Annotated in this window: 19 protein-coding genes and 1 pseudogene; 13 read left to right on the top strand and 7 right to left on the bottom strand. The window is 72.3% G+C overall.

The genetic code is table 11. The features are described from left to right. Position 1: 1 nt before the first annotated feature. Together H7A72_RS11540 and H7A72_RS11535 are read left to right on the top strand one after the other, a co-directional pair. Positions 2–670, top strand: coding sequence for a response regulator transcription factor (locus H7A72_RS11540; RefSeq protein ID WP_084450335.1), 669 nt, complete (start codon positions 2–4; stop codon positions 668–670). Then, complete coding sequence (locus H7A72_RS11535) at positions 667–1,671, top strand: HAMP domain-containing sensor histidine kinase (RefSeq protein WP_223277621.1); 1,005 nt, start codon at positions 667–669, stop codon at positions 1,669–1,671. The genes H7A72_RS11540 and H7A72_RS11535 overlap by 4 nt, the downstream gene beginning before the upstream one ends. A 5-nt stretch (positions 1,672–1,676) precedes the next feature. Here the strand turns inward: H7A72_RS11535 and H7A72_RS11530 are convergent, their stop codons facing one another. Beyond that, on the bottom strand, positions 1,677–2,210 hold the full coding sequence (locus H7A72_RS11530; protein WP_223277620.1) for a GtrA family protein: 534 nt from the start codon (positions 2,208–2,210) through the stop codon (positions 1,677–1,679). Positions 2,211–2,265: 55 nt separating this feature from the next. Between H7A72_RS11530 and H7A72_RS11525 the strand changes: the two genes are divergently transcribed. Together H7A72_RS11525 and purE are read left to right on the top strand one after the other, a co-directional pair. After that, positions 2,266–3,438, top strand: coding sequence for a 5-(carboxyamino)imidazole ribonucleotide synthase (locus tag H7A72_RS11525; RefSeq protein WP_185220606.1), 1,173 nt, complete (start codon positions 2,266–2,268; stop codon positions 3,436–3,438). 41 nt (positions 3,439–3,479) lie between these two features. Further along, complete coding sequence (gene purE, locus H7A72_RS11520) at positions 3,480–3,968, top strand: 5-(carboxyamino)imidazole ribonucleotide mutase (protein ID WP_185222375.1); 489 nt, start codon at positions 3,480–3,482, stop codon at positions 3,966–3,968. Positions 3,969–3,970: 2 nt separating this feature from the next. On the opposite strand, the gene H7A72_RS11515 is transcribed toward purE, so the two are convergent. Then, entirely contained in the window at positions 3,971–4,423 is a 453-nt protein-coding gene (locus H7A72_RS11515) for a CoA-binding protein (protein ID WP_072626292.1), read from the bottom strand. 128 nt (positions 4,424–4,551) lie between these two features. On the opposite strand from H7A72_RS11515, the gene H7A72_RS11510 reads away from it, so the two are divergent. Next, complete coding sequence (locus H7A72_RS11510) at positions 4,552–5,727, top strand: nucleotide sugar dehydrogenase (RefSeq protein ID WP_223277618.1); 1,176 nt, start codon at positions 4,552–4,554, stop codon at positions 5,725–5,727. Positions 5,728–5,933: 206 nt separating this feature from the next. Next, a pseudogene (locus H7A72_RS11505) lies at positions 5,934–7,089 on the top strand (acyl-CoA dehydrogenase family protein). 103 nt (positions 7,090–7,192) lie between these two features. Here H7A72_RS11505 and H7A72_RS11500 read toward each other — a convergent pair. Beyond that, positions 7,193–8,053 (bottom strand): 3-hydroxybutyryl-CoA dehydrogenase, encoded by an 861-nt coding sequence (locus tag H7A72_RS11500; RefSeq protein WP_185220605.1) that lies wholly within the window; start codon positions 8,051–8,053, stop codon positions 7,193–7,195. Positions 8,054–8,149: 96 nt separating this feature from the next. Here H7A72_RS11500 and H7A72_RS11495 point away from each other — a divergent pair, with 96 nt between their 5' ends. The 3 genes from H7A72_RS11495 to H7A72_RS11485 are packed head-to-tail and all read left to right on the top strand — an operon-like array spanning position 8,150 to position 10,985. Further along, positions 8,150–8,890 (top strand): (Fe-S)-binding protein, encoded by a 741-nt coding sequence (locus H7A72_RS11495; RefSeq protein WP_072625187.1) that lies wholly within the window; start codon positions 8,150–8,152, stop codon positions 8,888–8,890. Further along, complete coding sequence (locus H7A72_RS11490; RefSeq protein ID WP_185220604.1) at positions 8,887–10,362, top strand: LutB/LldF family L-lactate oxidation iron-sulfur protein; 1,476 nt, start codon at positions 8,887–8,889, stop codon at positions 10,360–10,362. Before H7A72_RS11495 ends, H7A72_RS11490 begins: the two co-directional genes overlap by 4 nt. Then, positions 10,359–10,985, top strand: a complete 627-nt coding sequence (locus H7A72_RS11485; protein WP_185220603.1) for an LUD domain-containing protein — start codon at positions 10,359–10,361, stop codon at positions 10,983–10,985. The genes H7A72_RS11490 and H7A72_RS11485 overlap by 4 nt, the downstream gene beginning before the upstream one ends. Positions 10,986–10,989: 4 nt before the next feature. On the opposite strand, the gene H7A72_RS11480 is transcribed toward H7A72_RS11485, so the two are convergent. Further along, positions 10,990–12,354 (bottom strand): LCP family protein, encoded by a 1,365-nt coding sequence (locus H7A72_RS11480; protein ID WP_223277617.1) that lies wholly within the window; start codon positions 12,352–12,354, stop codon positions 10,990–10,992. 93 nt (positions 12,355–12,447) lie between these two features. On the opposite strand from H7A72_RS11480, the gene H7A72_RS11475 reads away from it, so the two are divergent. Together H7A72_RS11475 and H7A72_RS11470 are read left to right on the top strand one after the other, a co-directional pair. Continuing rightward, on the top strand, positions 12,448–13,428 hold the full coding sequence (locus H7A72_RS11475) for a glycosyltransferase family 2 protein (RefSeq protein WP_223277616.1): 981 nt from the start codon (positions 12,448–12,450) through the stop codon (positions 13,426–13,428). 19 nt (positions 13,429–13,447) lie between these two features. Further along, entirely contained in the window at positions 13,448–15,610 is a 2,163-nt protein-coding gene (locus H7A72_RS11470; RefSeq protein WP_185220602.1) for a SpoIID/LytB domain-containing protein, read from the top strand. A gap of 9 nt (positions 15,611–15,619) precedes the next feature. On the opposite strand, the gene H7A72_RS11465 is transcribed toward H7A72_RS11470, so the two are convergent. Continuing rightward, complete coding sequence (locus H7A72_RS11465) at positions 15,620–16,258, bottom strand: CoA transferase subunit B (protein WP_084450343.1); 639 nt, start codon at positions 16,256–16,258, stop codon at positions 15,620–15,622. Position 16,259: 1 nt separating this feature from the next. Beyond that, on the bottom strand, positions 16,260–17,081 hold the full coding sequence (locus H7A72_RS11460) for a CoA transferase subunit A (RefSeq protein WP_185220601.1): 822 nt from the start codon (positions 17,079–17,081) through the stop codon (positions 16,260–16,262). Positions 17,082–17,377: 296 nt separating this feature from the next. Between H7A72_RS11460 and H7A72_RS11455 the strand changes: the two genes are divergently transcribed. Next, positions 17,378–18,988, top strand: coding sequence for a peptidoglycan-binding protein (locus H7A72_RS11455; RefSeq protein WP_072625182.1), 1,611 nt, complete (start codon positions 17,378–17,380; stop codon positions 18,986–18,988). A 50-nt stretch (positions 18,989–19,038) separates the two neighbouring features. On the opposite strand, the gene H7A72_RS11450 is transcribed toward H7A72_RS11455, so the two are convergent. Further along, positions 19,039–19,752, bottom strand: coding sequence for a TIGR03089 family protein (locus H7A72_RS11450; RefSeq protein ID WP_084450345.1), 714 nt, complete (start codon positions 19,750–19,752; stop codon positions 19,039–19,041). Positions 19,753–19,800: 48 nt separating this feature from the next. On the opposite strand from H7A72_RS11450, the gene H7A72_RS11445 reads away from it, so the two are divergent. Beyond that, entirely contained in the window at positions 19,801–21,897 is a 2,097-nt protein-coding gene (locus H7A72_RS11445; protein ID WP_185220600.1) for a PDZ domain-containing protein, read from the top strand. Positions 21,898–21,922 lie beyond the last annotated feature (25 nt).

The raw sequence follows: 21,922 nt of genomic DNA, 5'->3' as shown, positions 1-21,922 counted from the left end.
CATGACACGAGTGCTGCTGGCCGAGGACGACGCCGCGATCTCCGACCCGTTGGCCCGGGCCCTCGTCCGCGAAGGATACGAGGTGACGGTCCACGAGGACGGGCGTGACGCGCTCGACGCGGCGACCGGTGCCCCGCCCGACCTGCTGGTCCTCGACCTGGGTCTGCCCACGCTCGACGGGCTCGAGGTCTGCCGTCGGATGCGCGCGACCGGCTCCGACGTCCCGGTCCTGATCCTCACCGCCCGCGCCGACGAGGTCGACACGGTCGTGGGGCTCGACGCGGGTGCCGACGACTACGTCACCAAGCCCTTCCGCCTCGCCGAGCTCATGGCGCGCGTGCGCGCGCTCCTGCGCCGTCGCTCCGACGACGCCGTCGAGCCGACCGGCCCGCTGCGCATCGACGGCGACAGCCGCCGCGTGTGGTTCCACGGCGAGGAGCTGGCCCTGACGGCCAAGGAGTTCGCCGTGCTGAGCGTCCTCGTCCGCGAGGCCGGTCGGGTCGTCACCCGCGAACAGCTCATGGGTGAGGTCTGGGAGACGGAGTGGTACGGCTCGACCAAGGCCCTCGACATGCACATCAGCGTCCTGCGCCGCAAGCTCGGTGACGACGTCGCCGACCCGAGACACATCGCCACCGTCCGTGGCGTCGGGTTCCGCTTCGACTCGTGACCGGCTCGGGCCGGGTGCGCCGCCTCCTCGTCGCGGCGATCGTCGGGGTGGCCGTCGTCACCGCGCTCGTCCTGGGCAGCGTGGCGATGGTCTCGGGGTCGCCGCACGACGCGGTCCTGGGCCTCGACCTCGTCGCCTGGACCGTCATCTCACCGCTCGTCGCCGTGGTGACGGTCGGCGGGGTGGCGCTGCTCGTCCTGCGCGTCCTCGAGCGACGGCGCCAGCGCGGTCTGGCCTTCCTCGACCGGCAGGTCCGGGCGATCCGCGAGGGGGAGGGGGCACTGCCCCGCCCGCTCGTCGGCCTCACCGAGATCGACAAGGTCACCGGCGACCTCGCGCGGCTGGCCGGTGAGCTCGCCCAGCAGCGCGCCCTCGACCGGGACTTCGCCGCCGACGCCTCGCACCAGCTGCGCACGCCCCTGACCGCCCTGCTCATGCGCCTGGAGGAGATCGGCCAGACCGACGACCTCGAAACGATCCGCGACGAGGCGGCGGTGGCGGTGACCCAGGTCGAGCGGCTCACCGGCGTCGTCGACACGATGCGCTCACGCTCGAAGGGGGAGGCGGCGCAGCTGCCCGAGATCTCCCTCGACTCGGTCCTCGCGGGGCTGCAGCGCGAGTACCAGCCGGCCTTCTCCGCGGCCCACCGCACGATGCGGGTCGTCGGCCCGCCCGGGCTGGCCGTGCGGGCCTCGCCGGTCGACCTCTCCCAGATCCTGCAGACCCTCATCGAAAATGCGCTCGCCCACGGCGCCGGTCGGGTCGAGATCGAGGTGCGCGGCTCGGGCACCTCGGTCGTCATCGAGGTGCGTGACGAGGGCGAAGGGATCCCCGCAGCGATCGCCCCGCACATCTTCGAGCGGTCGGTGACCTCGCACGGCTCCGGGCTCGGCCTGGGACTGGCCCGGCAGCTCGCCGAGCGCAACGGTGGTCGGCTCGAGCTCGTCCAGGCCCAGCCGGCCGTCTTCTCGATCTTCCTCTCCGGCCCCGGCAGCCGCTGAGCGGGTCAGGCCGGGGGGTCCTCGTCCGACAGGGGAGAGGTGCCGACGTCCATCGGCTCGTGCGCGAAGACGAAGCGGCGGTAGGTCCAGAAGCGGAAGAGCGTGCCCAGGCCGATGCCGAAGACGGTCGCGATGTTGTCGGCCAGCCGGGACTCGAAGCCGAGGACGTAGTGCGAGATCACCAGACACAGCGTCGAGATGACCAGCGCGAGGCCGTTGACGACGAAGAAGAGGGTGACCTCGTGGTGCACCGGGCGGGAGCGTCGGTGCGCAAAGGTCCAGCTGCGGTTGCCGAACCACGCGAAGAGCGTCGCGGCGACGCCGCTCAGGATGCGTGCCGTCGTCGGCTTGCCCTCGAGGACGGTGTGGGTCAGGAGGTTCATGCCGCCGAGGTCGATGACGAAGCTGATTGCGCCGATGAGCCCGAACTTCGCGACCTCGTGCCAGATCGTGTCGACGAGGCGCCCGAACCCGCCGCGGCGACGGGGCGGCGTGACGTCGTCTGCGGCCTCGGAGGCCGTCCGTGTGGTGTCTGGCATCCCGAGCAGCGTAATCCGCGACGGCCGGCGCTGTCGGCCACGTATCCTCGGGCAGGTGTCGACACCCCCACGTGCCCCCGGAGGATTCCCCGTCGTCGGTGTGATCGGTGGTGGTCAGCTCGCCCGGATGTGTGCCGGACCGGCCGCCGAGCTCGGCGTCACCCTCGCCGTGCTCGCCGAGGCGCCCGACGCCGCAGCCGCGCTCGTCACCCCCTTCGCCCCGGTCGGTGACCACACCGACGTCGCGTCGGTGCGCGACTTCGCCCGGCACTGCGATGTCGTCACCTTCGACCACGAGCACGTGCCGGCCGACGTCCTCGAGGCGCTGGTCGCCGACGGCGTCGCGGTCCACCCGACCCCTCAGGCGCTGCGGCACGCCCAGGACAAGCTCGTCATGCGGCGCGCCCTCACCGGTGCCGGCGTCCCGTGCCCCCGGTGGGCTGCGGCCCGGACCGAGGCCGACGTCGTGGCCTTCGGCGACGAGACCGGTTGGCCGCTCGTCGTCAAGACCCCGCGCGGCGGTTACGACGGCAAGGGGGTGCTCGTGGCCGACACCGTCGACGACGTGCGCGACTGGCTCGCCGCCGCGGCGGAGCGTGACGAGGAGCTGCTCCTCGAGGAGGCCGTCCCCTTCGTCCGCGAGCTCGCCGTGCTGCTCGCCCGCAGCCCCTCCGGCCAGGCCGCGGCGTGGCCGGTCGTCGAGACCGTCCAGACCGACGGCATCTGCACCGAGGTCATCGCGCCGGCCCCCGACCTGGCCCCCGAGGCCGCCGAGGCGGCGACCCTCGTCGGGCTCGACATCGCGGCCGCCCTGGGCGTCACCGGGGTGATGGCCGTCGAGCTCTTCGAGCTCGCCGACGGCTCGGTCGTCGTCAACGAGCTCGCGATGCGCCCGCACAACTCCGGCCATTGGAGCATGGACGGCGCGGTGACCGGGCAGTTCGAGCAGCACCTGCGCGCCGTCCTCGACCTGCCGCTCGGCTCGCCCCGGGCCCGCGAGCCGTGGACCGTCATGGGCAACGTGCTCGGCGGCGAGCACCAAGACCTCTACCCCACCTACCGGCACCTCATGGCCCGCGACCCCGAGCTCAAGGTGCACCTCTACGGCAAGGGCGTGCGCCCCGGTCGCAAGATCGGCCACGTCAACGTCAGCGGCACCGACCTGACGGACCTGCGGGAGCGGGCACGGCACGCGGCCGACTACATCCAGGGAGTGATCGTGGAATGAGCAGTGTGAGCAGCACCGAGGGTCCACGTGTCGGGCTCGTCATGGGCAGCGACAGCGACTGGCCGACGATGGAGGCGGCCGCCGACGTGCTCGAGGAGTTCGGCATCGCCTTCGAGGCCGACGTCGTCTCCGCGCACCGCATGCCCACCGAGATGGTCGAGTACGGGCAGCAGGCCGAAGGGAGGGGCCTGCGGGTGATCATCGCCGGTGCCGGCGGCGCCGCGCACCTGCCCGGCATGCTCGCCTCGGTGACGCCCCTGCCGGTCGTGGGCGTGCCTGTGCCGCTGAAGCACCTGGACGGCATGGACTCGCTGCTGTCGATCGTGCAGATGCCCGCCGGCATCCCCGTCGCGACCATGGCCGTCGGGGGAGCGCGCAATGCCGGCCTGATGGCCGTGCGCATCCTCGCCGCCGGCGAGGGGGAGGAGCCGCAGCGGCTGCGTCAGGAGCTGGCCCGGTTTGCCGAGGACCTGTCGGCGCAGGCCCACGCGAAGGGGGAGCGGCTGCGCCAGCGCGTCGCCGGCGGCTGAGCTCAGCGCGCGGCGCCCTCGTTGCGCAGCTGGCGCCACTCGATCTTGGGGCAGGTGTTCATGACGACCTGCAGGCCGGCCTCCTTGGCGCGGTCGGCCGCGGCCGGGTCCTCGACGCCGAGCTGCATCCAGATCGCGTCGATCTTCAGGCGGTCCTTGTGGGCGATGGCCTCGTCGACGAGCGCGCCGACCTCGCCGCTGTTGACGAAGAGGTCGATGACCTTGACGTCGCCGTCAGGGATGTCGGAGATGGTGGCGTAGCCCTGATCGCCGTCGACGACCTCGGCCTCGTGGTGCACCGGGATGATCGCCTTGTGCATCTCGTACTTGAGCCAGCGAGCCACGCGGTGCGCGTCGCGCTCGGTGTTGTTGCTCAGTCCGACGACGACCCACGTGCCGGGGTCGGCGATGAGGCGCCGCATGGTCTCGGTGTCGTTCTTGTGCGTCAGGCTCATGGAGACCATCCAACGCCCCCGTGGCCGGGGAATCAACGGCCCACGCCACGCCTTGTCACGGAATGTCCGTCTTCGTCGGCCATAATGCGCCGGGGAGCCCACCCCAGACCCGAGCAGTGAGGAAGCACGTGACTACCAAGATCGCCGTCGTCGGGACCGGATACGTCGGCCTGTCCATGGCCGTCCTGCTGGCCCAGCACAACGAGGTGGTCGGCTTCGACATCGACGCTCGCCGCGTCGAGATGCTGGGTGCCGGCACGAGCCCGATCCAGGACGAGGAGATCATCCACTTCCTCGCCCACCGTGACCTGGACCTGACCTTCACGCTGGACAAGCAGACCGCCTACGCGGGGGCCGACTTCGTCGTCATCGCGACGCCGACCGACTACGACCCGGACACCAACTACTTCAACACCAGCTCGGTCGAGGGCGTCGCGCGCGACGTCATGGAGATCAACCCCGACGCCGTCATGGTCGTCAAGTCCACGATCCCCGTCGGCTTCACCAGCGGGCTGCGCGACAAGCTCGGCACGGACAACCTCATCTTCAGCCCCGAGTTCCTGCGCGAGGGCAAGGCCCTGCAGGACAACCTCCACCCCAGCCGGATCGTCGTCGGCGAGGTCAGCGACCGCGCCCGCCGCTTCGCCGACCTGCTCGTACAGGGCGCCGAGGACACCGACGTGCCGGTGCTGCTCACCGACTCCACCGAGGCCGAGGCGATCAAGCTCTTCGCCAACACCTACCTCGCGATGCGCGTCGCCTACTTCAACGAGCTCGACACCTTCGCGGCCACGCACGGGCTCAACACCCGCCAGATCATCGACGGCGTCGGCCACGACCCGCGCATCGGCACGCACTACAACAACCCGTCCTTCGGCTACGGCGGCTACTGCCTGCCCAAGGACACCAAGCAGCTGCTGGCCAACTACCAGGACGTCCCGCAGAACCTCATGCAGGCCGTCGTGGACTCCAACCGCACCCGCAAGGACTTCGTCGCCGAGGACATCCTGCGCCGCCAGCCCAAGGTCGTCGGCGTCCACCGCCTGATCATGAAGGCCGGGTCGGACAACTTCCGGGCCTCCTCGATCCAAGGCATCATGAAGCGCCTGAAGGGCAAGGGCGTGCAGGTCGTCATCTTCGAGCCGGCGCTCGACGAGGACGAGTTCTTCGGGTCGAAGGTCTACCGCGACCTCGAGGAGTTCAAGGCCGTCGCCGACGTCATCATCGCCAACCGGCAGACCGCCGACCTCGCGGACGTCGCCGACAAGGTCTACACCCGAGACCTCTTCGGCACCGACAGCTGAGTCTCGTCCGGCTGGATCCGGCCAGCTTCGGGTCGGCTCCGGTTGGTCCGGTCGGCTCCACTCGACCTGCGCCTGATCGTGGCTGGCGTCGACGTGGTGTGAGCAGGCGACAGACCGTGGGCGTGCGTCTTGTCGTTGAACACCTGTGCAAGGGCGAGGCGGCGGCCGGTAGCATCACGGCCGTGAGCGCGAACCCCGACTTCGACATGTTCCGTACCTCCGAGGACCACGAGGCGATCCGTGAGGCCGTCCGCGCCGTCGCGGAGGCGAAGATCAAGCCCTTCGCCGCCGAGGTGGACGAGGAGTCCCGCTTCCCGAGCGAGGCCAACCAGGCCCTCATCGCCTCGGACTTCCACGCGGCCCACGTGGCCGAGGAGCACGGCGGCGTCGGTGCCGACGCCCTCGCCGTGTGCATCATCATCGAGGAGGTCGCGCGCGTCTGCGCGTCGTCCTCGCTCATCCCGGCCGTCAACAAGCTCGGCTCGATGCCGGTGATCCTCGGCGGGTCCGAGGAGATCAACGCCCGGTACATGCCGCGCCTGGCGAAGGGGGAGGGCTTCAGCTACGGACTCTCCGAGCGCGAGGCCGGGTCCGACACGGCGGGCATGAAGTGCAAGGCCACCAAGGACGGCGACGACTGGGTCCTCAACGGCCAGAAGGCATGGATCACCAATGCCGGTGAGTCCGAGCTCTACACCCGTCCTGGCGGTCACCGACCCCGACGGTCCGCGCGGCAACAACATCTCGGCCTTCGTCGTCGAGAAGTCCGACGAGGGCTTCGGCTTCTCGGAGAAGGAGCGCAAGCTCGGCATCAAGGGCAGCCCGACGCGAGAGCTGCACTTCGACAACTGCCGCATCCCCGGCGACCGCATCGTCGGCGCCGAGGGCGAGGGCCTGAAGATCGCCCTGCGCACCCTCGACCACACCCGTGTGACGATCGGCGCGCAGGCCGTGGGCATCGCCCAGGGCGCCCTCGACGAGGCGCTGGCCTACGTCAAGGAGCGCCAGCAGTTCGGCAAGCACATCGCCGACTTCCAGGGCATCCAGTTCATGCTCGCCGACATGGCGATGGAGCTCGAGGCCGCGCGCCAGATGGTCTACGTCGCCGCGGCCAAGTCCGAGCGCCACGACGCCGACCTGTCCTTCTTCGGTGCCGCGGCAAAGTGCTTCGCCTCCGACGTCGCGATGAAGGTGACGACCGATGCGGTCCAGCTCCTCGGGGGCGCCGGCTACACGCGCGACTTCCCGCTCGAGCGGATGATGCGTGACGCCAAGATCACCCAGATCTACGAGGGCACCAACCAGGTCCAGCGGGTCGTCATGGCGCGCCAGCTGCTCAAGGGTCTGCCCACCGCGCGCTGACCCGCGTCGGACTCAGCACGAGAAACCTCCCCTTCGCAAGGGTTTCAAACCCTTGCGAAGGGGAGGTTTTCCGGGTGACCCGAGAATCGAGTGACGGGTGAGCTCAGCCGTCGTAGGTGTAGAACCCGCGACCGGCCTTGCGGCCGAGGAGGTTGGCGTCGACCATGCGGGCGAGCAGCGGCGGGGGAGCGTAGAGCGGCTCCTTGAACTCCTCGTAGAGCGACTGGGCGACGGCCATCGTCGTGTCCAGGCCGATGAGGTCGGCGAGGGCGAGCGGGCCCTGCGGGTGGGCCGCGCCCAGGACGAAGCCCTGGTCGATGTCCTCGGCGGTCGCGAAGCCCGACTCGTACATGCGGATCGCGCTGAGGATGAAGGGGATGAGCAGGCTGTTGACGACGAAGCCGGCGCGGTCCTGGCAGGTGATGGCGTGCTTGCCGAGCTCGCCGTCGACGTAGCTGCGGGCCCGCTCGACCGTCTCGTCGGCCGTCATCAGCGACGGGACGAGCTCGACAAGCTTGAGGACCGGCACGGGGTTGAAGAAGTGGACGCCCAGGACGTTCGCCGGACGCTTGGTGACGGTCGCCAGCTTCATGATCGGGATCGAGCTGGTGTTGGAGGCGAGGATCGCGTCCGGCGACTCGACGATCTCGTCGAGCTGCTTGAAGAGGTCGACCTTGGCGCCCTCGTCCTCGACGATCGCCTCGACGACCATGTCGCGGTCGGCGAGCTCGGTGAGCTCGGTGACCACCCGGATCCGCTCGAGGACCGCGTCGGCACTCTCGAGCCGGCCGCGCTCCTGCGCGCGGCGCAGTGACTTCTCCAGCCGTCCGCGACCGGCGTCGGCGCGCTCCTGGCTCGACTCGACGACGACGACGTCCGAGCCCGCCCGGGCACAGACCTCGGCGATTCCGGCACCCATGAGGCCGCACCCGACGACCCCGATCCTCTGCAGCGTGTTGTCCATGGGCCGAGCGTATCCGGCGTGTGATGGGCGTCACCGGGACGGGTCCGTGGCATAGCCTGCAGATGGCACCGGCACCACCGTCGAGGAGGCAGCAGCATGAGAGTCGCCCTCATGGCCACGTGCATCGGGGACACGATGTTCCCCGACGTCGCGCAGGCCACCGTCCGACTGCTCGAGCGGCTGGGGGTGGAGGTCGACGTGCCGCCGGCGCAGACCTGCTGCGGCCAGCCGATGATCAACACCGGCTACTTCGACGAGGCCGAGCCGGTCGTGCGCTCGTACGCGCAGACCTTCGCCGACCACGAGGCCGTCGTCCTCCCTTCGGGATCGTGCGCCGGCTCCGTCCGCCACCAGCACGGCATCATCGCCCGCCGCTCCGGCGACGCCGACCTCGTCGCGGCCGTCGACCGCCACGGCCCGCGTGCCTACGAGCTGTCCGAGTTCCTCGTCGACGTGCTCGGGGTGACCGACGTCGGCGCCTCGTTCCCGCACGCGGTCGCCTACCACCCGACGTGCCACTCCCTGCGCATGCTCGGGGTGGGCGACCGGCCCCGCCGCCTGCTCGAGGCGGTCCGTGGCCTCGAGCTGGTGGACCTGCCGCAGGAGCGGGAGTGCTGTGGTTTCGGCGGGACCTTCGCGGTCAAGAACGCCGACGTCTCCGCCGCGATGGGGCAGGACAAGGCGGCGCACGCGGTCGCGTCGGGTGCCGAGGTCCTCGTCGCCGGCGACTCCTCGTGCCTCATGCAGATCGGCGGAATCCTCTCGCGCCAGGGCTCCGGCGTGCGGACCATGCACCTCGCCGAGGTCCTCGCCGCGACCGAGGAGGTGCCGGCATGAGCAACGCCACCTTCCTCGGCATGCCGCCCTTCCCCGAGGCGGCCGTCGACGCCCTGGCCGACGACCAGCTGCGCCGCAACCTCCACAACGCCACCCACACGATCCGGGACAAGCGCGCCGGGGTCATCGGCGAGCTCGACGACTGGGAGGGTCTGCGCACCCGCGCCGCCAGCCTCAAGGACCGGGCGCTCCACGGGCTCGACGAGCACCTCGTGCGGCTCGAGAATCAGCTGACCGCGCGCGGCGTCACCGTCCACTGGGCGCGCACCGCCGACGAGGCCTGCCAGATCGTCGGTGACATCGCGGCCGGCCACGGCGTCGACGAGGTCGTCAAGGTCAAGTCGATGGCCACCCAGGAGATCGAGCTCAACGAGGCCCTCGAGCGGCGAGGCATCTCCGCCTGGGAGACCGACCTCGCCGAGCTCATCGTCCAGCTCGGGCACGACCTGCCGAGCCACATCCTCGTGCCCGCGATCCACCGCAACCGCACCGAGATCCGCGACATCTTCACCCGCGAGATGGGCCAGGTCGGGCGGCCCGCCCCCGACGACCTGACGGACGACCCGGCGGCCTTGGCCGAGGCGAGCCGCCTGCACCTGCGGGAGAAGTTCCTGCGGGCCAAGGTCGCCGTCTCCGGGGCCAACTTCGCCGTCGCCGAGACGGGGTCGCTCGTCGTCGTCGAGTCCGAGGGCAACGGCCGCATGTGCCTCACGCTGCCCGAGGTCCTCGTGAGCGTCGTCGGGATCGAAAAGGTCGTGCCCACCTGGGACGACCTCGACGTCTTCCTCCAGCTGCTCCCGCGCTCGAGCACGGGGGAGCGGATGAACCCCTACACCTCGACGTGGTCCGGTGTCACCGAGGGTGACGGCCCGCAGGAGTGCCACGTCGTCCTGCTCGACAACGGCCGCTCCCGCGCCCTGGCGGACGAGGTCGGCCGGCAGGCGCTGCGGTGCATCCGCTGCTCCGCCTGCCTCAACATCTGCCCCGTCTACGAGCGCACCGGCGGCCACGCCTACGGCTCGGTCTACCCGGGCCCCATCGGCGCGATCCTCAACCCCCTGCTCAAGGGGGTCGGCGAGAGCGACCAGGTGGACTCCCTCCCCTTCGCCTCGAGCCTGTGCGGGGCCTGCTACGAGGTCTGCCCGGTCAAGATCGACATCCCGAGCGTGCTCGTCGACCTGCGCTCGCAGGTCGTCGACGCGCACCGCGAGGACCGCGTCCCCGCGCCCGAGGCCGCCGCGATGAAGGCGGCCGCCTGGGCCCTGTCGGACGCCCGTCGCCTCTCGCTCGGCCAGCGCGCCAGCGGGCTCGCGGGCCGGGTCCTCGACCGGGTGAGCCGACGCGACAACGCCTCCGGAAGAGCCGTGCTCGGCTGGTTGCCATCGATCGGGCACAAGTGGACCGAGGCGAGGGACCTGCCCGTCCCGCCCCGGCAGTCGTTCCGGCAGTGGTGGAAGGGGAGGTCGCGATGAGCAGCGCGCGTGAGGAGATCCTGGCCGCGGTCCGCGAGGCGGTCCGTGGCGCCGAGTCGGGCGCGGCGCCCGAGCCGCAGCCGACGCTGCCGCCCGCCGATCCCGGGCAGATGCTCGACCGCTTCGCCGAGCTCGTGTCGGACTACCGGGCCACCGTCGTGCGCTGCCGCCCCCACGAGGTGCCGGTCCACGTGCTCACCGCCCTGCGCGAGAGCGAGCGGGTCCTCGTGCCCGAGGGGGTGCCCGACGCGGTCCACGACGCCGTCGTCGAGCGCCTCGGCGCAGCCGCCGTCTCCACGGGCGACGTCGGTGACCACGAGCTCGAGGACTTCGACAGCGTCGTCACGACCTGCGCGGTCGGCATCGCCGCGACCGGCACGGTCGTGCTCGACCACGGCACCGGGCAGGGGCGGCGGGCGCTCACCCTGCTGCCCGATCGGCACGTCGTCATCGTCCGCGCCGGCCAGGTCGTCCCCGACGTGCCGCACGCCGTGCGTCGCCTCGACCCGCTGCGCCCGCAGACCTGGATCAGTGGACCCAGCGCGACGAGCGACATCGAGCTCGACCGGGTCGAGGGCGTGCACGGCCCGCGCACCCTCGTCGTGCTGCTCGTGAGCGACTGAGCGGTCAGCTGTCGTCGGGCTCGACGGTGATCGGCCGGTCCGCCTTGAGGTCCTCGAAGAGCTTGGGTGCCTGCGTCTCGTCCCACTGGACGGCCGAGCCCACCGGCGTCGGTAGGTTGTTGCTGGACACCGGCACGGTCACCGAGTTGCCGTCGCCCTTGGCGATGCTGCGGAAGGCCCAGAAGGCCCGTGCCGTGCCGATCATCGAGTCGTCCTCGCCGACGGTGAGGGCGCCCTCGCTGTCCTTGCCGAGGGAGTGGATCTTCCACGGCTGGAGCATGGTGCTCGGGGTGACGACCTTGCCCATGAGCGCACCGAGGAACTGGCGCTGGCGCTTGGCGCGACCGAGATCGCCCTCGGGGTCGGAGTAGCGGGCGCGCACGTAGCCCAGGGCGGTCTTGCCGTCCATGTCCTGGCAGCCCTTCTTGAGGTCGATGTGCGCCTTGGGGTCGTCCATGTCGTTCTTGACGCAGATGTTGACCCCGCCGACCGCGTCGACGACCTGCGCGAAGCCGCCGAAGCCGATCTCCATGTAGCCGTCCATCTTCAGCCCGGTGTTGTGCTCGATGGTCTGGCTGAGCAGCTTGGGCCCGCCGATGCTGAAGGCGGCATTGATCTTGTTCATGCCGTTGCCCGGGATCTCGACGTAGGAGTCGCGAGGGATCGACAGCAGCGTGGACTTCCCGCCGCCGGTGTGCAGCACGAGGATCGAGTCGGTGCGAGCCCCGCCGGTGTCGGAGCCGGTCCCGAACTCCCGACGCTGCTCGTCGGTCAGGCCCTCACGGGAGTCGCTGCCGACGAGCAGGACGTTGCGGCCCTCGCTGTCGGGGCGCTCGCCCTCGGGGGTCGCGTCGACCTTGGCGACATTGGACCAGGCGCTGTTGACCGCCCAGATCATCCCGCCGCCCCAGAGCAGGGCGAGGACGAGCAGGCAGATGCCCACGGTGCGCAGCGGGTTGCGGCGACCTCCCCCCTTCGGTCCTCCGGTGCCGACGGGGCGGTCTGCAGGCCGGCGGGGGCCGCCCCCACCGCCTGCCGGGCGGCGGGGTCCACCGTCACCCGCGGAGGGGCGACGTGGGCGATCGGGCGACGGGCGCGAAGGGGGAGTCCCAGCGGGCATGACCCGGGTCCGGGGCTCCTCGGTGGGCTGTCGGGGGCGAGACGCCGCCGGACGGGGCCGCGTCGGCCGCTCGCCGGCGGTTGCGGGGGCGCGGCGTGGTGCCTGTCGACGGCCGGTCGGGATGGCCCGCGCGCTCTCGTCGTCGGCACGGCCGCGACGCACGTCGAAGGTCATCGCGTCGTCGTCGCCCCGACGACCTGCGGAGCGGTCGTCGGAGGGCCGACGTGGGCGGTGGGGGCGTTCAGGCATGCCGACGAGGATAAGAGCAAAGGCTGGCAGGTCGCCGGACGAGAGCGGCGAGTCCGAGATGAGGCGACGGTGACGACGTTCATACTGGAGCGCGTGTCCCCCCGAGTCAGCGTCGTCATGCCCGTCCTCAACGAGGAACGCCACCTCGCCGACTCGGTCCGGATGGTCCTCGGCCAGGACTGGCCCGGTGAGCTCGAGGTCGTCCTCGCGCTCGGCCCCTCGCACGACCGCACCGACGCCGTCGCCGCCGACCTGGCGGCCGCGGACCCCCGGGTGCGCACCGTGCCCAACCCCTCCGGGCGGACCCCGGACGCCCTCAACGCCGCCATCGGCGCCTCGACCGGTGACATCGTGGCCCGCGTCGACGCCCACGCCGAGATCCCCGTCGACTACCTCAGCCGAGCCGTCGCGGCCCTCGAGGAGACCGGCGCCGACAACGTCGGCGGGATCATGGACGCCGTCGGGGTCAGCCCGCTCGAGCGGGCCATCGCCTGCGCGATGAAGAGCCCCCTGGGCGTCGGTGGTGCCCGCTTCCACACCGGTGGCGGCGCCGGCGAGGCCGACACGGTCTACCTCGGGGTCTTCCGCCGCTCGGCCCTGGAGCGCGTCGGTGGCTACGACCCGCACTTCGAGCGGGCGCAGGACTGGGAGATGAACCACCGCATCCGCGAGTCCGGGGGCCGGGTGTGGTTCACCCCCGACCTCGTCGTCACCTACCGGCCGCGCTCGACGCTGGGCCGGCTCGCCGACCAGTACTTCAACTACGGCCGGTGGCGCCGGGTCGTCGCCCGCCGGCACCCGGGCACGGCCAATGCCCGCTACCTCGCCCCGCCGACGATGGTCGTCGGGACGCTCGCGGCGACGGCACTGGGCCTCGCCTGGCGCCCGGCCCTGCTCGTGCCCACCGGGTACGCCGCGGCCGTCACGGCGGGCGGATGGCTCATCTCCAAGGGGGAGGACCCGGCCGTGCGCGTGCGCGTCCCCGCCGCGATCGCGACGATGCACTGGTCGTGGGGCGTCGGCTTCCTCACGAGTCCCTCACACCTCTCCCAGGGCCTTCCCGATGGGGCCTGACGGGAGGACAATCACCCACATGATCAGGGTGGTGCCCCGTCGAGGCCTGCGTGCCCTCGTCGCCATGACGAGCGCGCTCGCGATGACCCTCGTCGGGGTCGGTGCCGCCGGTGCCGACACGGACCGGGCCGGTGCGGCGCCGACGACGACCACCGCCGCCGCCGCGGTCCCCGCCTCGTGGTCCTTCTCCGGCAGCGGCTTCGGGCACGGCGTGGGCATGAGCCAGTACGGTGCACTCGCCCAGGCCAAGGCCGGGCGCAGCGCCCAGCAGATCCTCGCGAGCTACTACACCGGCACGACCTACGACCAGGTGCCCGACACCCAGACGATCCGGGTCAACATCGTCTCCGGTGCCACGACGACGAGCGTCAGCGGGCGCGCGACCGGCACCAACGGCGGGCGGCTCACCGTCGTCGGCGGCGGGCGCACCCTGACGACGGGCGCCGGCCAGACCCTCACCCTGCGCCGCAGCGGATCCTCCGTCGTCGCCTCGTGCAGCGGGTGCTCGCCGACCTCGGTCAGCGGCTCGTCGGTCCAGGTGACCTGGGACGAGTCCCGCACCGATCTCGGCCTCGGCGCGAAGAGGTACCGGCACGCCCCCTTCGTCATCACGCCGACCCCGGGCGCCGCGACCCTGCAGGGCGTGCTCCACCTGCGTCTGGCCGACGAGTACCTCGACCAGATCCGCGAGGTGCCGTGGAGCTGGCCGGGCGCCGCGCTCGAGGCCCAGGCCGCGGCCGCTCGCAGCTACGCCCTGCGCAAGGTCTCCGCCGGCGTGCGGTCCGCGTGCGCCTGCCACGTCCACGACAGCATCAGCGACCAGGTCTACGGGCCGGTGCCCGAGGGGGCCGAGGCGAGCGCCTGGCCGCAGTGGCGGGCCGCCGTCGCCGCGGGCGGCAGCAGCACGACGGGCTACGTCCCGCGCTACGGCGGGCAGATCATCGAGGCGCTGTACTCCTCGTCGTCGAGCGGCCGCACGGTCAACAACGAGGATGTCTTCCTCGGGGAGCCGGTGCCCTACCTGCGCAGCGTCTCCGACCCGTGGAGCACCTCGGCCGACAACCCCCGGCGCAGCTGGACGACGACGGTCACCGGCACCAAGCTGGCCAGCGCCTTCGGTCTGCCCGACGTCGCCGCGCTCAACCTCTCCGACCGCACCTCCGCGGGCACCGTGCGCACCGCGGTGGCGACCTCGTCGACGGGTGCCACCCGCAGCATGGGTGGCGACGCCATGCGGCGGGCGCTCGGCCTGTCGTCCGCCGCCACCCAGCGGCCGATCTCCCGGACCGCCGGTGCCAGCGCCGCCGATCTCGCGGCAGAGGTCGCGCGCAGCAGCGTCCCGGTCTCGGCGCGGAGCGTCGTCATCGCCAGCAGCTACGAGAGCGACGTGGCGCACCTCGTCATGGCCCGGCCGCTGGCCGGCTCGCTGGGAGCCCCGCTGCTGCTCAGCGGGCGCAACCAGCTCACCGGGGCGACCGTGCGCGAGCTGGACCGTCGCGGCTCGCAGGTGACGCGGGCCTACGTCGTCGCCGGGTCGCCGATGGTCACCTCGAGCGTCGTCGACCAGCTGCGGGCCCGCGGGATCGCCGTGACCCGGGTCGGCCTGTCCGACAAGGACGCCACGGGTGCCGCCGTGGTCGACCTCATGCGTCAGCAGGGCCCGGTCACCGTGGCCGCGGCCTCGACCCAGGCGAGCGTCCCCGAGGCCGGTGCCTTCGCCGCCGTCGCCGGGCCGCGGCGTGAGCCGATCGTGTGGGCGGGCTCGACGCGGGTCGGCTGGCGGTCCAAGGCCGCCCTGACGCGCGCCGGCGTGCGCACCGTGCGGCTCATCGGCCCGACGACGCGGGTCCCCTCCGCCGTCGCGAGCGACCTGGTTGCCAGCGGCTTCCGGACCATGCGCTTCTCCGGGTCGAGCTCCTCGCTCGTCTCGGCCCAGCTCGCCGACTACTTCCGCAACAGCTACACCGGCACCCGGGTCGTGCTGGCCCGCACGGGCGGGGGCCGCACGAGCGACCCGGCCATCGCCGCCGGGCAGCGCGCGCCCGTGCTCGTCGTCACGACGAGCGCCCCGGGGTCGGTGACCTCTCTCGTGCAGCGCAGCCCGCAATGGCCGGCCGTTCGGGCGCTCGGCCCGACGACCCGGGTCAGCTCCGCGAGCCTGACCAAGGTCCGTCGGGCCTGAACCGGCTCCTCAGACGAGGTCGACGGTCAGCTCGGCACCGGTCTTGTCGACGACCTCTTCGGTGGTGACGCCGGGAGCGAGCTCGCGCAGGACGAGCCCGTCGGGGGTGACGTCGATGACGGCCAGGTCGGTGATGATCCGCTGGACCACGCCCTTGCCCGTCAGGGGCAGGGCGCACTCCTGCACGATCTTGTGCGAGCCGTCCTTGGCGACGTGCTCCATGAGGACGATGACCTTCTTCGCGCCGTGGACGAGGTCCATGGCGCCACCCATGCCCTTGACCATCTTGCCGGGGATCATCCAGTTGGCGATGTCGCCGTTGGCCGCGACCTGCATCGCGCCGAGGATGGCCGCGTCGACCTTGCCGCCGCGGATCATGCCGAAGCTCGTGGCCGAGTCGAAGATCGAGGCGCCCTTGCGCAGGGTGACCGTCTCCTTGCCGGCGTTGATCAGGTCGGCGTCGACGTCCTCGTCGAGCGGGTAGGCGCCCACACCGAGGATGCCGTTCTCCGACTGCAGGACGATCTCGACGTCGTCGGGCACGTAGTTGGGCACGAGGGTCGGCAGGCCGATGCCCAGGTTGACGTAGTCGCCGTCGGTCAGCTCCGCGGCCGCGCGGGCGGCCATCTGCTCACGGGTGAGCGCCATGTCAGGCACCTGCCTTCGTCGAGTCGGTCGTGGGGGTGACGGTGCGCTTCTCGATGCGCTTGTCGGCGGCCTGCTCGGGGGTGAGCGGGACGACGCGCTGGACGTAGATGCCCGGCAGGTGGATCGCGTCGGGGTCGAGGTCGCCGGGCTCGACGAGCTCCTCGACCTCGGCGATCGTCACGCGGCCGGCCATGGCGCACAGGGGGTTGAAGTTGCGGGAGGTGGTGCGGAAGACGAGGTTGCCGTGCCGGTCGCCCCTCCACGCGCGCACGAGCGCGAAGTCGGTGGCGATGGCCTCCTCGAGGACGAACTCGTGGTCCTCGGTCACCGTCGTGCCGTCGGGCTGGCGGGAGGCGACGGCGAAGGTGCGCGTCTCCTTGGCGGGGGAGGCGACCGCGATGTTGCCGGCGTCGTCGTAGCGCCACGGCAGGCCGCCGTCGGCGATCTGCGTGCCGACGCCCGTGCGGGTCCAGAAGCCGGCGATGCCGGCGCCGCCGGCACGCAGCTTCTCCGCGAGGGTGCCCTGCGGCGTCAGCTCGACCTCGAGCTCGCCGGAGAGGTACTGGCGGGCGAACTCCTTGTTCTCCCCGACGTAGGAGGAGACCATCCGCCGGATCTGGCCGCCGGCGAGCAGCAGGCCCAGACCCCAGTCGTCGACGCCGCAGTTGTTGGAGATGCACTCCAGGTCACGCACCCCCGTCGACTGCAGCTCGGCGATGAGCACGCTCGGGATCCCGCAGAGCCCGAAGCCGCCCACCGCCAGGGTGGCGCCGTCGGGGATGTCCGCGACGGCCTCGGCAGATGAGGAGACGACCTTGTCCATGACGGCCACGGTAGACGGTCGTCGACGGTGCACCGGTGTGCCCCCGCCACATGCCTCCCCGGGACGAAGGGGGTGACTCGCCACCTGCGCGCGGGTCGCGTCCTCGCGACAGGGCCGGAACCGCTGGTGAACCACAGGGACGTAATTACCCCAATGGGTCTGGCGTGTTCTGTGTGACTCGTGGAATAAGAGTGACTGGCCTTGATGTCTGGGAGCACTGTGACTGGTGTGACGGGACGGGGAGGCCGACCCCTGATCGGGTTCCCCTGCCCGCGTCCCACCCAAGGAGCTCCTGCGTGTCACGTTCCGTCCGCCTGGTCGGTGCTGCTCTCATCCCGGCCTTCACCCTGCCCATCGCCAGCACCGCCGCCGCTCGGCCCAGCGCCGTCCCCGAGCCGCCGACGAACCGGAACCTGCCCAAGGAGCTGGACGTCGCCTCGCCCTACATCCCGCAGTCGGTGTGCGACCCCGACCCGAAGCCGGGCGTCACGGCCTTCGCCCGACTCATGGCCAACCACTACAGCGAGTTCAACTACGGCATCTCGCGGGCCTGCAACTACGGGCTGACCGAGCACTCCGAGGGTCGCGCCCTGGACTGGATGCTCAATGCCTACGACCCGCACGAGCGCGCCGTCGCCGACGGGGTCATCAGCTGGCTGCTCGCCCCCGACTCCGAGGGCCGGCCCGCGGCGATGGCGCGCCGCTTCGGGATCATGTACATCATCTGGAACCGCCAGATCTGGGGCACCTACAACATGAGCGCCGGCTGGCGCCCCTACAACGGCGTCAGCCCGCACACCGACCACATCCACTTCTCCTTCAGCTGGGACGGCGCGATGCAGCGCACGTCGTGGTGGACGGGCAAGGCGTGGACCGGCGTGACCACCACTCCCGGTGGGCCCTCGGTGCCGATCCCGGACCCGGACTCCTACCCCACGCTGCGGCAGGGGGCCTCCGGCCCGGACGTGCAGCTGGCGCAGAAGGTCATCGGCGTCACCGCAGACGGCGCCTTCGGTCCGGCGACGAAGTCGGCTCTCATCTCGTGGCAGCGCAAGAACGGCGTCCCGGCCACCGGTGTCCTCGACGAGGCGACGTGGAACCGCATGGTCCTGCTCGGCGAGATCCCTGCCCGCGGCGACGACCAGGGCGGCGACCTGGCCAAGCACATGAAGACCTCGGTGCGTCTCGGCTCGACCGGCGAGGCGGTCAAGGCGCTCCAGCGCACGCTGAAGATCTCGGTCGACGGCACCTTCGGCCCCGCGACGGACAAGGCGGTGCGTGCCTTCCAAGAGGAGAAGCAGCTGCGGGTCGACGGCTTCGTCACGCAGAACGTGTGGAAGGCGCTCGCCGGCGTGCCGTACGTCAAGAACGGCACCAAGCCCAAGCCGAAGCCCGAGCACGACCACCCGCCGGTGGCCTCGCCCAAGGCGCCGGCGCCCCCGTCGAGCGCCGTCGTCGTCACCAAGACCGAGTTCGACAAGGTGCGCTCGACGGTCCTGGCGAACGGCGCGCGCGGTGCGACCGTCAAGGTGCTGCAGCGTGCCCTCGGGGGCGTCGCCGTGGACGGCGCCTTCGGCAGCGGTACCGCCAAGGCGGTGCGCAGCTTCCAGCGCTCGGCCGGGCTGTCCGCGACGGGCATCGTCGACGACCGCACGTGGACGGCGCTCGAGGCCCGGGACTACCCCTTCCTCGCCTACCGCCGCACGGTGCTCAAGCCGGGTTCGACCGGCTACCCGGTGCAGGTCGTGCAGACCTACCTCGGCCTCAAGGCCGACGGGAAGTTCGGCACGGCGACCCAGGACGCGGTGCGTGCGCTGCAGGGTCGTCACGGGCTGGCCCGCACGGGCTATGTCGGTGCCGTGACCTGGCAGGCCCTGGAGCGCGAGGTCCGCGCCCGCCGCGGCTGACCGGGCAGGGGTCCGGGGGCTGCACGGCCCGCGACGGAGGGCGTCACAGCTCAGGCGGTGACGCCCTCCGTGCGTGCCCGGCGGTCGAGGGTCGCCTCGTCGGTCTGGCCGAGGTGCACGACGAGCGAGCCGCCGTCGGCCCACACCGCCAGCGCGGTGCGCAGCAGGGCCTCGGCGGAGGGGTCGACGAGCTGCACCCGGGAGCCCGGCGGGCTCGTGGCCCCGGCCCGCGCGAGGGCGACGAGCTCGCCGTAGCCGGTCTCCTCGCCCGCCAGGCGCAGCGCGACGTCGTCGTCCTCGGGCTCGGCCCACGGGCTGAAGAGGTCGCCGAAGGTCGACAGGTCGGCCGCCTCGTCCATGACCCCGTCGGGCAGGTCGTGGTCGGACCGTCGGGCCAGCGCGGCCCGGGTGACGAGGACGGCGGGGCCGTCGTCGGGCAGCCGCTCGGGGTCATCGGTGACGACGAGGTCGGCCCCCGCGCCACCGTCGAGGTCGACGACCGCGCCGACTGACCAGACGGCCCAGGCCCAGTAGAGCAGCCGCCAGTGGGGGCGCAGGGCGAGGCGGACGACGGAGCCGGGCTCGAGATCCCACTCCTCCTGCAGGGCATTGGCCGCCTTGCTGACCCAGGTGCCGAGGACGCGGCCGGACAGCTCGACCCGCTCGCCGGTCGTCGGCCCCGGCAGGTCGTCGTAGCAGGTGACCCGCGGGGCGGCGGAGTCGGTGCGGTTGATCGTCGTCAGGACCTCGGCAGGGGTGGGCATGCCTCCACCCTACGAAGGGGAGTCCGTCCGCCGGATAGCGTGGCCGCCGTGGACCCGTCGACGCACGCCCCGCGTGACCTCGCCCCGGCTCTCGAGCGATGCGTGGTCGCGGCGGCTCTGTGGGTCGTCGTCCTCGGCTTGGCCGGGTCGCTCATCGCGTGGGTCGGCGCCTGGGTGCCGCTCGTCGGCGCGCTGACCGCCGTCATCGCGGCGGCACTCGCCTGGCGCATCTCCGGACGGCTCCCGCGGCCCGGGGGAACCCCCCTTCGTCCCGTGCCGGCGGCGGCGCTCGTCGTGGGCGTCCTCGCGGTGACCGCCTGGACGGGCCTCACGCACTCCGAGCAGGTGCTGCCTCGGCGCGACTCGGCGAGCTATCTGCAGGCGACGATCTACCTCGCCGAGAACGGCGTGCGGCCGGTGGCGATCGACGCCGAGACGATCGGCGGACCCGAGACCCTCGCCGAGGAGGGCCTGACCCTCGAGGCGCCCGCCTTCTACGAGACCGGGTCGCCGCAGGAGCCGGTCGTGCAGCCGCAGTTCGTGCCCGGACCGGCGCTCGTCTACTCGCTGCCCTGGTGGGCCGGGGGCGCGATGGCCACGCTGTGGGCCCCTGCGGCCCTCGGCGGGCTCGCGCTGCTGGCGATCGGCCTGCTCGTCGCCCGCACCGTCTCGCCGTGGGCGGCCGCGCCGGCGGCGGTCCTCGTGGGTGCCTGCTTCCCGTGGCTGCACACCGCCCGGTCGACCTACTCCGAACCCCTCGCCGGGCTGACGCTCGCCGCCGGCTTCCTCGCCCTGACCCTGCTCGTGCGCGCCGCCGAGGACCGCCGGCCCGCGGAGGGCGGGGGTGCTGGCACCTGGGCCGGCGCCGCGCTGCTCGCGGGCGCCCTCGTCGGGGGCACCTCGATCGTGCGCATCGACGCCCTGCGCGAGACGATGCTGCTCATCCCGGTCGCCGCCCTGCTGCTGGCCCGTGGCCGCGGCTGGGCGCGCGGCCTGCTCGTCGGCGCCGGGGCGACCACGCTGGCGGGCTTCGCCGTCGCGGGGGTCATGAGCTGGCGCTACCTCGGCGAGATCGGCTCCTCCCTCGTGCCGCTCGTCGCTCTCGTGGTCCTCATGTCGCTCGTCTGCTGGTGGCTGCTGCGGCGCTCGCGACGCGGCTGGTCCCTGCCCGCCGCGCTCGCGTCGCGGCTGCCCGCCGCCCTCGCCGTCGCCGTGGTCGTCGTCGGGGTGGGGCTCTCCCTTCGACCGCTGGTGATGACGGTGCGGCAGGATCCTCGCGACCCCGGAGCCATGTACGTCGCCCGGATGCAGGCCAAGCTCGGCCTGCCGGTCGACGGCGGCCGCACCTATGCCGAGCACTCCGTCGAATGGCTCGCCTGGTGGGTGGGGCCAGCCGCACTGGTCGTCGCCCTCGTCGCGCTGGCGCTCCTCTGGCGCGCGCTCGGCACCTGGTGGGCGAAGGGGGGACCCGTCCCGTCGTGGGGTGCCGCGCTCTTCGTGACGACCGGATCGACCCTGCTCACGCTGTGGCGCCCGGGCATCACGCCCGACCACCCGTGGGCCGACCGGCGACTGCTCGTCGCCCTGCCGCTCGTCATCGTGCTCGCCGTCGCGGCCGCGGCATGGGCCGGACGGTGGGTTCGTCGTCGCCACGGCACCCTCGCCGCCGGGGTGGTCGCCACCGGGCTCCTCGCGGTGACGGCGGTGCCGACGGCGCTGGCGACCTGGCCGCACCGCGCGGAGCGGGTCGAGGCCGGGGGACTGGCCGCGGCGGCCGACTACTGCCGGGCCCTCGAGCCCGGTGACGTCGTCCTCGCCGTCGACGACTGGGCGGTCAACCACTGGACCCAGGTGACCCGCGGCATGTGCGGTGTGCCGGCCGTCGCCACGACCGGGCGGCTGCGGGACGACCCGGACCGGGTGCGGGCGGCGGCGCAGCGGCTCGACGAGCGGGTCCGGGCGCGCGGTGGCCGGGTGCTCCTCGTCGCACACCGCGAACGCTCCAGCCTCACCGACATCGGTGCCCGCGACGTGCAGGAGGTGCTCGACACGACGATCCCCGAGGACCCGCACGTGCTGGAGACCCGACCGGAGCGACTCGACCCCCTTCACCTCACCGTGTGGACCGGCCGTGTCGGCCGATGAGCCGGCCGGACGTCGCATAGGCTGC

It is taken from the genome of Janibacter sp. YB324, from assembly GCF_014217915.1.
Taxonomy (GTDB): domain Bacteria; phylum Actinomycetota; class Actinomycetes; order Actinomycetales; family Dermatophilaceae; genus Janibacter; species Janibacter indicus.
Note: the sequence above shows the minus strand (reverse complement) of the source record. Positions and strands in the feature narration are given on the sequence as shown.